Genomic DNA, 11,893 nt, shown 5'->3' with positions numbered 1-11,893 from the left:
TGGGGCCACCCCCGCGAAGAGGCCGGTACAGGCAAACCATCAACAGCGGATCAGGTCGGGCAGCTATGCGCACCATCATTCAGGCCCTGACGCACGTTGCGGCTGAGCAGGCTGGCCTTGCCGTCATGCCAGGTCAGGGTCAGGACGTACAGGGTGTCGAAGTCGTCGCCGCTCCAGTCCTCGGTGATCACCCGCTCTTCACCGAGGGCCTTGCCAGCCACGGCATTGATCAGGTCGGGGAGGTAGCCATGCGACCAGGCGGTGTACACGGTCGCGTTACGGTACTTGTCACGCAGCAACTCTTCGGCCAGCGCGTCGGTGTCGTTGGCGCCGTAATCGATGTTTACCGGCAGGCCCAGGCGAATGGCGCTGGGGCTGATGGTCATCAATGGGCGAATGTAGCTGTAGCTTTCGTCCTTGCTGCCTTCCTCGACATGCCGCGAGGGGTTCGCAGCGAACACGTAGTCGGCCTTGCCAAAGCGCTCGGGCAACACGGTAGCCAGGTCCAGCGCACGGTTGAGGCCCTGGCAGTTCAACTGCCCCAGTCCCTCGCCCGGCTTCTCGGCGTGACGCAGGAACACCAGGGTCTGTGTGCCATCCACCGGTTGCGCCCGGCTTTCGACAGCTTCCAGCGCCAGCGGTACGGCTATGGCTGTAAGCGTCAGGCTCAGCAACCAGTGACGACGGCGGCGGAAGAACGTTGGCAACTTCATCAAGACGGGCCCATGTGGCAGAAAGAATCGGGTAGACCCGCCACATCGCCCCGCCAACAGCACCGCGGGGCATCCTTGTAGTGAATGCCGTCCCTGGCAACGAGTGTGGGTGAGAGTGCCCTGAACCCGTTTGGTTCCTCCCTGGAGGTGATGCCGTTCCCTGGGCAAGGCTTAGATTAGAGGATGGGTGTTGCTGAAATGTGCAGGGCCCAAGAACATCAGGTTGCAATGAGGCCACTCAATCATCCCGCGTCAGCACTTCCAGCAATTCAATCTCGAAGGTCAAATCCGAATTCGGCGGGATCGCCCCCACGCTGCGTTCGCCATAGCCCAGGTGCGCCGGTACCAGCAGTTTGCGCTTGCCGCCAACGCGCATCCCCATCAGGCCTTGATCCCACCCCTTGATTACCCGACCAGTGCCGATCACGCACTGGAACGGCTTGCCGCGCGACCAGGACGAATCGAACTCGCTGCCGTCGGCCAGCCAGCCGGTGTACTGGGTGGTGATCAGGGCGCCTTTGACGGCGGCTTTGCCATCTCCCTGCACTAGGTCGATGATCTGCAGTTCTTGGCTCACGGGGCATACTCCAACACTGGAAACAAAGCCGCCCTTTTCGCAGGAATGCACCGGTTTGGCAAGTTCGCGTGCCCGTCAACCGAGCTGCTCGAAGGCTTCCTGGCCGGTCAGTTCCTTGGTCTGGTTGGCGAAGCAATACCAGGCGGGCTTCTCTTCGACGAAAATCTGCAGGTCGAAATCCCATTCCTGGTCGCCGTCGAGCAGGCCGACCGGCACGGCATGGAAGTCATTGGCTTTCAGCCGGTAGTACAGGTGCGTGCCGCACTGGCCGCAGAATCCACGCTGGGCCCAGTCGGAAGATTCAAAGACGCTGGGGGCGCGCCCTTCGATCACTGGTGGCTGGCTGCAATGCACCACCAGCAATGGGCCTCCGGTCCACTTGCGGCACATGCTGCAGTGGCAGGCGCTGATTTGGGTGTTGTCGACGGTGACCTTGAGGCGGGTGGCGCCGCACAGGCAGGTGCCGTGTTTTTCCAGGGCCATGACTGGCTCCTTGAGCGGAAGATGGGCCAGCAAGTATAGATGCCTGTACCGGCCTCATCGCCGGCAAGCCGGCTCCCACCACGACCGCGCCGCTCTCAGGCCAGTGCAGTACCTGTGGGAGCTGGCTTGCCGGCGATGGGGCCGGTACAGGCAGCACAAGGCAGTTGCCCAAGGTCAGATGTACACGGTACCGCGCAGGTACAACGCCGCCCGCCCGCTGATGATCACCCGGCCGTTACCCGGCACTTCGCACTGCAGCTGCCCTTTGCGCACCCCTCCCTGCTCGCAGCTCAGCACGTTCCTTCCCAGACGCTCGGCCCATATCGGTGCCAGCGAGGTGTGCGCCGAGCCCGTAACCGGGTCTTCGTTCACGCCGACCCGCGGGCCGAACCAGCGGGTGACGAAATCAAAGCCACGCCCTGCCGCGGTAACGGCGATGCCGCGCACATCGAAGGCCGATAGCGCAACGAAGTCCGGCTGCAGGGTGTCGAGCAGCAAGGCGTCATCGATCACCACCACGTAGTCGTCACTGCGGTACAGCGCCTGTGCCTGGCCAAGGCCCAGCGCCTGCAACAGGCCCGGCAGCATATCCACGGCGACCGGCTGCTTGGCCGGAAAGTCCATGGCCAGCAGCCCGTCGGCGTTGCGGCTGACGCGCAGCTCGCCACTGCGGGTGTTGAAACGCAGTACCTGCGCCTGCTCGCCCAGCTGTTCGAACAGCACATAGGCCGAGGCCAAGGTGGCATGGCCGCACAGGTCGACTTCCACGGTCGGGGTGAACCAGCGCAGGTCAAAGGTTTCGCCGTTGCGCACGAAGTAGGCGGTTTCCGACAGGTTGTTCTCTTCGGCGATGCGCTGCAGCACATCGTCCGGCAGCCAGCTTTGCAGCGGGATCACTGCCGCCGGGTTGCCCCCGAATGGTTCGGCGGAAAACGCATCGACCTGGAAGATTTCAAGTTGCATGCACACACTCCTTGTTGCCCGATCGCTGCCAGGCAGATGTATGAAAAGGGTTACTGGCGTACCGGGGTCAACACGGCTTCGCCGGCAAAGAACGCCTGCAGATTGCGCAGCACCAGGGTCACGGTGTCGCGCGCCGCCTCCGGCGACTGGCCGGCCACGTGGGGGGTGAGCACGGTGTTGCCAAGGGCCTTGAGGGCATCGGGTACAGCCGGCTCGTCGTCGAACACGTCCAGTGCCGCACCGGCCAGTTGGCCATGCTGCAACGCGGCCACCAGGGCCTGGGTGTCGACCACGCTGGCACGGGCGATATTCACCAGGTAGCCCTCGGCCCCCAGGGCCTCGAGCACCTGCGCATCGACCAGATGGCGAGTATTGGCACCGCCGGGGGTTGCCACAACCAGGATGTCGACGGCATCGGCCAGGTGCTGCGGGCTGTCGTACCAGGTGTACGGCACATCCTGGCGCGGCGTGCGGCTGTGGTAGCTGACGGGCATGGCGAAGCCCAGATGGGCGCGCCTGGCGATGGCCAGGCCCACCGCACCAAGGCCGAGAATGCCCAGGCGCTTGCCGCTCACCGAAGGGCTGATCACCCGGTTCCATTCACCCCGGCGGGTGCTGGCATCGGCGCGGGGTATGTCGCGCAACAGCGCCAGCAGCAGGGCGAGGGTGTGGTCGGCGACCGCCTCTGCATTGGCCCCGGCGCCGTTGGTGACGGTGATGCCGCGCGCAGCGGCGGCGGCCAGGTCCACCTGCTCATAGCCAGCACCGATCACACAGATGATCTGCAGGTTGGACAGCGTGTCGATTTCGCTGGCAGTCAGGCCCAGCGGGCCGCGGGTGAGCACGGCATCGATTTCATGGGCATGGCGCTGGATGGCCTCGGCCCGCAGTTGCGGCGAAGGGGCACGGATCAAACGATAACCGGCCTGCTCAAGCATGGGCAGGTAATCATCGACGGTTTCCACCAGCACCAGGACTGTCTTGTGCATGCCACCTCCGGGTCAGTTCGAAGCGACATTATGTGGAGTCACCGGCCAGTACAGTCAACCGAAATAAAGAGGTGAAACTGCACTGTTCTGCTTAGCTCTGCTCTTGCTCTTGCTCTTGCTCTTGATCTTGATCTTGATCTTGATCTTGATCTTGATCTTCGCGACTTCAGGAGGCCGAGCAGAGGTCTTGCGAAGGGAGGTGACGGGCATGGATGCCCGTCAAGCGCTGAGGCCCCATGGATGGGGCCTGCAGCGCGTCCTCCCGGGAGCAAGACCGGCGCGAGGGAACCCCGGAGCGTAGCGCAAGGGGCCGGATGATGGGAGCGCAGCGTTTTTTGGTTACTTTTTGCCGCGTTTGGCAAAAAGTGACTCGCCGTAAGGGCGAAAAGGTGAGTATGCGTCGCCATCGTAAATGGACTATGCGCGGAATCAAGACCAGTACTTTTCTGCTCTTCGCTCTTCGCTCCTCGCTCTTCGCTTTCAAGCGTGGGCATCAACAACAAGGTCAACATTCATTTTCGAAGGTGGCGCTTATTCACCTTTCCGCCCTTACGGCGGGTCACTTTTTGTCAAACGCGACAAAAAGTAACCAAAAAACGCTGGCTCCTATCATCCGGCCCCTACGCTACGCTCCGGGGTTCCCTCGCTACGGGCCTGCTCCCGGGAGTACGCGCTGCAGGCCCCATCCATGGGGCCTCAGCGCTTGACGGGCATCCATGCCCGTCACCTCCCTCCGCAGCCCCTTCGCTCGGCCTCCTGAAGTCGCAATCGGCGGCGCCTGGACTACCGCGCGCTTAAAAGCAAAAGCAACGGCAACGGCAACGGCAACGGCAACGGCAACGGCAACGGCAACGGCAACGTTGCAATTATTGGGCGAACGCACGCCCCAGACCACCCGGCACACCGCTGCTGTCAGTCTCCTGCCACGGCCCATCCGGGCTCAGCGACCAGCTCCAGCCGTTGTCGAAGCGGTAGTAGGTGCGCTGGCGGTAGAAGGTATTGGGCTTTTTCTCCAGCACATACACGCCCAACTTCGGGTCCCAATGGCTCGCCCCGCCAGGTGGCGGCGCGAAGCTGGCCGAGGTGCGTGGCATCGGTTTGGGCGTGGCCGCCGGCTTGCTCGGCGCAGGGGCCGGTTGCCTGTCCGGCAAGGGTTTGACCGCCGGCCCCGGCGGCGGCAGGCGTTCGATCGGTGGTTCGGGCTGCTCGTACGGCTCATGCACCGTACACGCAGACAAACCCAGGGCCAGGGTGATCAGGGTCAGGCGGACGATGCTGTGCATGGCATTGCTCTCTTACGGGTCGGGGCTGTCGATGGTCAGGTGCTGGATGGCCTGGGTGGCGCTGGGCAGTGGCGTGCCCTGGCCAATCCACTCGCCATGAGTTGGCTGGCCAGCGCGTGATACACGTGCAACGAGTTGGACTTCGGCAAAGTCCGACAGTTTCATCTGCGGCATCATGGCGTCAGCATCGGACAATTCCACTTCGATCGGCAACTGCGCCACGGTCACCCGCTTGGCCGCCAACGGCATGGGTGGGCCATTGCTGGCGCGGGCGAAAATGAACACCGTGTCGTCCGGCTTGACCTTGTCCTTCAACGCCGCCGCCAGTTCCACCCGCACCTTCAAGCGAGCCGCCACGGGCTCCGCAGCCTGCCCCGGCGAACCACCCAGGCGCTCGGCGGCGCGGTCGATACCGCCCTGCAGCGCCGCACGCGAGGCATCACCTTCCGGCAACTGCGCCAACAGGCGCTTCCAGTAATCGATGGCTTCCTGGTAACGCTCGCCCTCGAAGGCAGCGATACCACGCAGGCCCAGGCTGGTCACTTCATTGGGGTCGGCTTTCAGCGCCTCGTCAGTCAGCGCCTGCAGCTGCGGGCTCCATTTCTTGTCGGCGGCGAAGTACAGCGCCTGCGCCCACTGCCCGAGCAATTCGGGCTGGCGACCCGCCAAGGCCACGGCGCGCTCGAAGGTACGCGCGGCATCGCCAGGGCGCTGCTCAGCCATGTAGGCTCGGCCCAGGAAGTACACGGCCTCGGCCGAATCCGGCTGGGCCTGCACCACCCGTTCCAGGCGGGCAGTCATTTCCTCCATCGACTTGGGCGCCTCGGCAAACTCCTGGGTCAGTTCCACCTTGTCGGCCGCGCCGAAATGCAGGTACAGCCCCAATGCCAGCAGCGGCACCAGCAACGCTGCCAACAACGGCAGGGTCTTGCCCAGGTAGCCTTGGCGCGGAGTCTCGGTACCCTCGGTATCAGCCAGCAGCTCACGGGCGGCCTCGTCACGGCCCTTGGCCATCTGCGCCTCGTCGAGCACGCCGGCGGCCTGCTGGGCAGCCAGTTCGGCGACGCGCTCCTGGTACAGCGCCACGTTCAGGGCGGTGCGGTCTTCTTCCTGCTGGCGGCCACGGCCACGCAGGATCGGGATCAGCAGGAAGCTGAGGGCAGCGAGCAGCAGCAGGCCCGCGCTAAGCCAGAATTCAATCATGGGTCTGTTCTTTTTCCAGCAGTTTGGCGAGACGCTCGCGTTCTTCGGCGGACAACTCATTGGCGCCCTGCACGGCCGCACCGCGGCGCCGGCGCACGATCAGCGCCAGCACCACGAAACCGCCGGCCAGCAAAATCCCCGGGCCGAACCACAGCAGCCAGGTACGCCCGCTGAGCGCCGGCTTGTAGCGCACGAAATCGCCATAGCGGTCGACCATGAAGTCGACGATCTGCTGATTGCTCTTGCCCTCGCCGAGCATGCGGAATATTTCCCGACGCAGGTCGGCGGCAATCGGCGCGTTGGAGTCGGCGATGTCCTGGTTCTGGCACTTGGGGCAGCGCAGCTCCTTGGTCAGCTGCTGGTAGCGCTCACGCTCGGCATCGTCGCGGAACTGGTAAGTGTCGATGGCCGCCTTGGCCACGCCTGCCAGGCTCAACCCCATGAAGAGCCCCAGCACGGCAGCTGCCAGCCCCCGCTTCATGGCTTGGCCTCGTCGACCAGGCCCTGGTACAGCGGCGCCAGCTGCTCACGCCAGACCGTGGCATCGACCACGCCAACATGCTTGTAGCGGATGATGCCCCTGGCATCGATCAGGAAGGTTTCCGGCGCGCCATACACGCCCAGGTCCAGGCCCAGGCTGCCCTGCTCGTCACGAATGTCCAGCTGATAAGGGTTGTGGAACTCGGCCAGCCACTTCAGGGCCGCCGCATTGTCGTCCTTGTAGTTGACCCCGTGGATCACCACGCCCTGCTGGGCCAGCTGGTTCAGGTACGGGTGCTCGACCTTGCACGACGGGCACCAGGTGGCCCACACATTGACCAGTGCCGGGCGGCCCCGCAAGTCGGCCTCGGTCAGGGTACGGTCGCCCTGGGTCGAGGCCAGGGAAAACGCCGGGAACGGCTTGCCGATCATTGCCGAGGGCAGCTCGTCGGGCTTGAGGAACAGCCCTTTGTAGAGGAACACCGCCACCAGCAGGAATACCGCCAGGGGGACTACCATGATCCAACGCTTCATGCAGCTGCTCCAGACACGCCCAGGGCATCACGCACCCGGGTCTTGACCTTGACGCGATAGCGCCGGTCGAGGGCCGCCAGCAACCCGCCCAGGCCGGTCAGCAGACCGCCCAGCCAGATCCAGCGGACGTAAGGCTTGATATGCACGCGTACCGCCCAGGCACCGTTCTCCAGCGGCTCGCCAAGCGCGACGTAGAGGTCGCGGGTAAAACCGGCGTCGATGCCGGCTTCAGTCATCATCGACTGCTGCACGGTGTACAGGCGTTTCTCCGGGTGCAGGGTGGTCACTTCACGGCCATCGCGGCTAACCACCACGGTACCCTTGTCGGAGATGAAGTTCGGCCCTTCGAAGTGCCGGGCACCCTGGAACTGGAAGTGGTAACCGCCCAGTTCCACGCTCTCGCCCGGCGCCATGCGCAGGTCGCGTTCGGCGCTGTTGTTGCTCGACAGCACCACGCCCAGCGCGCACACCGCCAGGCCCAGGTGCGCCAGCTGCATGCCCCAGTAGCTGCGACCCAGGCCGGGCAGGCCCTTGAGCAGGCCTTTATGGCGGGTCTTGTCGAGTATGTCGCGCAGCCCGCCAAGCACTACCCAGGCGGCCAGGGCGAAGGCGGTCAGGGTCGGCCAGTCGAAGTCGTCGACGATAAAGCCTGCCACCGGTGCGAGGATGGCGCTGCCGAGCAGCACCGGGGTCATCATGCTGGCCAGCCATTTGCCGGGGGTGTCTTTCCAGCGCACCACCACGCCCACGCCCAGCACCACCATCAGCAGTGCCATCAGCGGCAGGAACAAGGCATCGAAATACGGAGGGCCGACCGACAGCTTGGCACCGGTCAACGCATCGAGCACCAGCGGGTAAAGGGTGCCGAGCAGAATCATCGAGGCCGCCACTACCAGTACCAGGTTGTTGGCCAGCAGCAGCGTCTCGCGCGACCACAGGGCAAAGCCGACCTGGCTCTTGACCACCGGTGCGCGCAGGGCGAACAGGGTCAGCGATCCACCGACCACGAACAGCAGGAAGATCAGGATGAAAATGCCCCGCGACGGGTCGGCGGCAAACGCGTGCACCGAGGTCAGCACACCGGAGCGCACCAGGAAGGTACCCAGCAGGCTCAGCGAGAACGCGGCGATTGCCAGCAGCACCGTCCAGCTTTTGAACACCCCGCGCTTCTCGGTCACCGCCAGCGAGTGGATCAGCGCCGTACCTACCAGCCAGGGCATGAACGAGGCGTTTTCCACCGGATCCCAGAACCACCAGCCCCCCCAGCCAAGCTCATAGTAGGCCCACCACGAGCCCAGGGTAATGCCGACACCGAGGAAGGCCCAGGCAACGATGGTCCATGGCCGCGACCAGCGCGCCCAGGCGGCGTCCAGGCGGCCACCGAGCAAGGCGGCGATGGCGAAGGCGAAGGCCACCGAGAAACCGACATAGCCCATGTACAGCATCGGCGGGTGAACGATCAGACCAAAGTCCTGCAATAGCGGGTTGAGGTCGCGGCCATCGGTCGGCACCTGCGGCAGCAGGCGCTGGAACGGGTTGGAGGTGATGATCAGAAAGCTCAGGAAGCCCACGCTGATCATGCCCATTACCGCCAGCACGCGGGCCAGCATCACCTGCGGCAATTGCCGCGAGAACACCGACACGGCGAAGGTCCAGCCGCCGAGGATCAGTGCCCACAGCAGCAGCGAACCTTCGTGCGCACCCCACACGGCGCTGAACTTGTAGTACCAGGGCAAGGCGCTGTTGGAATTGCTGGCCACATAGGCGACCGAGAAGTTGTCGGTCATGAAGGCATGGGTCAGGCAGGCGAAGGCAAAGGCCAGGAAGGCGAACTGCCCCCAGGCCGCCGGCCGCGCCAGGCTCATCCACAGGCTGTCGCCACGCCAGGCGCCCAGCAGCGGTACGCTGGCCTGCACAGCGGCAAAGCAGATGGCCAGGATCATCGCCAGTTGGCCGAGTTCGGGGATCACCAGCGCCGCGTTCATGGCCTGGCCTCCCCGCCGGTGGCGGCCTGGCCGCTTTCCTTCAGGGCCTTGGTGACCTCGGGCGGCATGTACTTCTCGTCGTGCTTGGCCAGTACTTCATCGGCCACCACCACGCCATCGGCGTTGAGCTTGCCGAGGGCGACGATGCCCTGCCCTTCGCGGAACAGGTCGGGGAGGATGCCACGGTAGGTGATCGGCACCGACTTGTTGAAGTCGGTGACCACGAAGCGCACGTCCAGCGAATCTGACGAGCGCTGTACCGAACCCTTCTCGACCATGCCGCCGGCGCGAATGCGGGTGTCCAGCGGCGCTTCGCCATTGGCGATCTGGGTCGGTGTGTAGAACAGGTTGATGTTCTGCTGCAATGCGCTCAAGGCAAAGCCGACGGCAACCCCGACGCCGACCAGCAGGCCGACGATGAGCAACAGGCGTTTCTTGCGCTGCGGATTCACTGGTTGTTCTCCCGGCGCAAACGGCGCGCCTCATCTTGCAGGTAGCGACGGCGGGCCAGCACGGGCGCGGCGACATTCAGCGCCAGCACCGCCAGGCAGATGCCATAGGCCGTCCACACGTACAGGCCATGGTGGCCCATGGCGAGAAAGTCACCGAAGGTGGCGAAACTCATTGTGCGGCCCTCCGCCCCAGGCTGTTCAATACTTCGTCCTTGACCCAACTGGCGCGCGCTTCGCGCTTGAGTACTTCAAGGCGCATGCGCAGCAACAGCACCGCGCCAAAGAAGCAGTAGAAGCCCAGCGCCGTGCACAGCAGCGGCAACCACATTTCTGCGGGCATCGCCGGCTTTTCGGTGAGCGTGAAAGTGGCGCCCTGGTGCAGGGTGTTCCACCACTCCACCGAGTACTTGATGATCGGGATGTTCACCACACCGACGATCGCCAGTACCGCACAGGCCTTGGCTGCACTGTCACGATTACTGATTGCCTGGCCCAGCGCAATAATGCCGAAGTACAGGAACAACAGGATGAGCATGGACGTCAGTCGGGCATCCCAGACCCACCAGCTTCCCCAGGTAGGCTTGCCCCAGATGGCCCCGGTGACCAGTGCCACGGCGGTCATCCAGGCACCGATGGGAGCGGCGCACTGCAACGCGACGTCGGCCAGTTTCATCTTCCACACCAGCCCCACCACCCCGGCTACTGCCAGCAGCACGTAGCAGGACTGCGCCAGCATCGCCGCCGGCACGTGGATGTAAATGATGCGGAAGCTGTTGCCTTGCTGGTAGTCCTGGGGGGCGAAGGCCAGGCCCCAGGTGATGCCGACCAGCAGCAGGAGCACGGCAGCGCCGGCAAGCCACGGCAGCATGCGGCCGCTGATGGCATAGAACCATTTGGGGGAGCCCAGCTTGTGGAACCACGTCCAGCTTATTTTCATCAGGGTACATCCAGGGTATTGGCCGGGCTTGAAAGCCCGGGACTCGTTATTCGCCGACGCTGATCTTCAGGCCGGCCGCTATCGCAAAGGGTGCCAGGGTCACGGCCAGCGCCGTCAGGCTGGCGAGCCAGAGCAGGTGGCCAGTTGCCGGCATATTCTGCAACGCCGCTTGCAACGCACCACTGCCCAGGATCAATACAGGGATATACAACGGCAGAATCAGCAATGCCAGCAGCAAACCGCCGCGTTTCAGACCGACTGTCAGCGCCGCACCCACCGCGCCCAGCAGGCTCAGCACCGGCGTGCCCAGCAGCAGCGAGCCGAGCAGCACCGGCAGGCAATGGCTAGGCAGCCCCAGCATCAGCGCCAGCAGCGGCGCCAACAATACCAGCGCCAGCCCGGAAAAGATCCAGTGTGCCAGCACCTTGGCCAGCACCAGCAGCGCCAACGGGTGCGGCGACAGCACCCACTGTTCCAGCGAGCCGTCCTCGAAATCGCTGCGGAACAGGCCGTCCAGCGACAACAGCACCGCCAGCAGCGCCGCCACCCAGACCAGGCCTGGCGACAAGGTTTGCAACAATTGGCTTTCCGGGCCGACTGCCAGCGGGAACAGCGCAACCACGATGGCGAAGAATACCAACGGGTTGGCCAGCTCGGCCGGGCGGCGGAACAGCAGGCGCGCTTCTCGGCGCAACAACAGGATGAATACGCTCATGCCGCCCATTGCCCCAGGTTCAGTTCACGGTAACCGGAGGGCTTGCGTTCCAGTGTGTGGTGGGTGGTCAGCACTACTGTGCCGCCCTGCTCGCAGTGGGCCGCCAGGTGCGCCTCGAGCTGCGCCACGCCCTGCTTGTCGAGGGCGGTGAAGGGTTCGTCGAGGATCCACAGCGGCGGGCTGGCCAGATACAGCCGGGCCAGGGCCACGCGGCGCTGCTGGCCGGCAGACAGGGTATGGCACGGCACGTCTTCGAAACCACGCAGGCCGACGGCCGCCAGTGCCGCCCAGATCGCTTCGCGGCTGGCCGGCTGGTGCAGGGCGCACAGCCAGGTAAGGTTCTCTTCGGCGGTGAGCAGGTCCTTGATGCCGGCGGCGTGGCCGATCCACAGCAGGATGCTGGCCAGGGCGTGGCGCTGCTCGGCCAGTGGCTTGCCGCCCAGCAGGATCTGCCCGGCCGTCGGCTGCATGAGCCCGGCCAGCAGGCGCAACAGGCTGGTCTTGCCGCTACCGTTGGGGCCGCTGATCTGCAGCATGTCGCCCGGCCGCAGCTCAAAAGCGAGATGCTCGAACAGCAGG

General features: G+C 64.7%; 15 protein-coding genes. All 15 read right to left on the bottom strand.

The genetic code is table 11. The features are described from left to right. Positions 1-50: 50 nt before the first annotated feature. Entirely contained in the window at positions 51-713 is a 663-nt protein-coding gene (locus ACK1U9_RS03400; RefSeq protein ID WP_025340046.1) for a hypothetical protein, read from the bottom strand. Between the two features lie 238 nt (positions 714-951). Next, positions 952-1,290 carry an FKBP-type peptidyl-prolyl cis-trans isomerase gene (locus tag ACK1U9_RS03395; RefSeq protein ID WP_046615015.1) on the bottom strand — a complete coding sequence of 113 codons (339 nt, stop codon included), beginning with the start codon at positions 1,288-1,290 and terminating at the stop codon, positions 952-954. Between the two features lie 75 nt (positions 1,291-1,365). Next, complete coding sequence (locus ACK1U9_RS03390; protein ID WP_085601229.1) at positions 1,366-1,773, bottom strand: GFA family protein; 408 nt, start codon at positions 1,771-1,773, stop codon at positions 1,366-1,368. 174 nt (positions 1,774-1,947) lie between these two features. Then, entirely contained in the window at positions 1,948-2,736 is a 789-nt protein-coding gene (locus ACK1U9_RS03385) for a PhzF family phenazine biosynthesis protein (RefSeq protein WP_046615013.1), read from the bottom strand. A 50-nt stretch (positions 2,737-2,786) separates the two neighbouring features. Then, on the bottom strand, positions 2,787-3,725 hold the full coding sequence (locus ACK1U9_RS03380) for a 2-hydroxyacid dehydrogenase (protein ID WP_046615012.1): 939 nt from the start codon (positions 3,723-3,725) through the stop codon (positions 2,787-2,789). Between the two features lie 866 nt (positions 3,726-4,591). Continuing rightward, positions 4,592-5,008: a hypothetical protein gene (locus ACK1U9_RS03375; RefSeq protein WP_025340051.1), complete on the bottom strand. Its 417-nt coding sequence runs from the start codon at positions 5,006-5,008 to the stop codon at positions 4,592-4,594. Positions 5,009-5,020: 12 nt separating this feature from the next. Continuing rightward, positions 5,021-6,211: a c-type cytochrome biogenesis protein CcmI gene (gene ccmI / locus ACK1U9_RS03370; RefSeq protein ID WP_108480230.1), complete on the bottom strand. Its 1,191-nt coding sequence runs from the start codon at positions 6,209-6,211 to the stop codon at positions 5,021-5,023. Continuing rightward, a complete protein-coding gene (locus ACK1U9_RS03365) occupies positions 6,204-6,692 on the bottom strand; it encodes a cytochrome c-type biogenesis protein (protein WP_025340052.1) in 489 nt (162 codons plus the stop codon). The genes ccmI and ACK1U9_RS03365 overlap by 8 nt, the downstream gene beginning before the upstream one ends. Further along, positions 6,689-7,225: a DsbE family thiol:disulfide interchange protein gene (locus ACK1U9_RS03360; RefSeq protein ID WP_085601636.1), complete on the bottom strand. Its 537-nt coding sequence runs from the start codon at positions 7,223-7,225 to the stop codon at positions 6,689-6,691. The genes ACK1U9_RS03365 and ACK1U9_RS03360 overlap by 4 nt, the downstream gene beginning before the upstream one ends. After that, positions 7,222-9,195, bottom strand: a complete 1,974-nt coding sequence (locus tag ACK1U9_RS03355; RefSeq protein WP_178081808.1) for a heme lyase CcmF/NrfE family subunit — start codon at positions 9,193-9,195, stop codon at positions 7,222-7,224. The genes ACK1U9_RS03360 and ACK1U9_RS03355 overlap by 4 nt, the downstream gene beginning before the upstream one ends. 11 nt (positions 9,196-9,206) lie before the next feature. Then, on the bottom strand, positions 9,207-9,662 hold the full coding sequence (ccmE, locus tag ACK1U9_RS03350) for a cytochrome c maturation protein CcmE (RefSeq protein ID WP_015271187.1): 456 nt from the start codon (positions 9,660-9,662) through the stop codon (positions 9,207-9,209). Continuing rightward, positions 9,659-9,835: a heme exporter protein CcmD gene (gene ccmD / locus ACK1U9_RS03345; RefSeq protein ID WP_013973562.1), complete on the bottom strand. Its 177-nt coding sequence runs from the start codon at positions 9,833-9,835 to the stop codon at positions 9,659-9,661. The genes ccmE and ccmD overlap by 4 nt, the downstream gene beginning before the upstream one ends. Continuing rightward, positions 9,832-10,599, bottom strand: coding sequence for a heme ABC transporter permease (locus ACK1U9_RS03340; RefSeq protein WP_012273476.1), 768 nt, complete (start codon positions 10,597-10,599; stop codon positions 9,832-9,834). Before ACK1U9_RS03340 ends, ccmD begins: the two co-directional genes overlap by 4 nt. 46 nt (positions 10,600-10,645) lie before the next feature. Continuing rightward, on the bottom strand, positions 10,646-11,323 hold the full coding sequence (gene ccmB, locus ACK1U9_RS03335) for a heme exporter protein CcmB (RefSeq protein ID WP_013973563.1): 678 nt from the start codon (positions 11,321-11,323) through the stop codon (positions 10,646-10,648). Further along, positions 11,311-11,892, bottom strand: coding sequence for a cytochrome c biogenesis heme-transporting ATPase CcmA (gene ccmA, locus ACK1U9_RS03330; RefSeq protein WP_449109697.1), 582 nt, complete (start codon positions 11,890-11,892; stop codon positions 11,311-11,313). The genes ccmB and ccmA overlap by 13 nt, the downstream gene beginning before the upstream one ends. Between the last annotated feature and the right edge of the window lies 1 nt (position 11,893).

This window comes from Pseudomonas sp. XP1 (assembly GCF_053557675.1).
The sequence above is the reverse complement of the archived record's forward strand: the minus strand, read 5'-3'. Positions and strand labels throughout refer to the sequence as shown.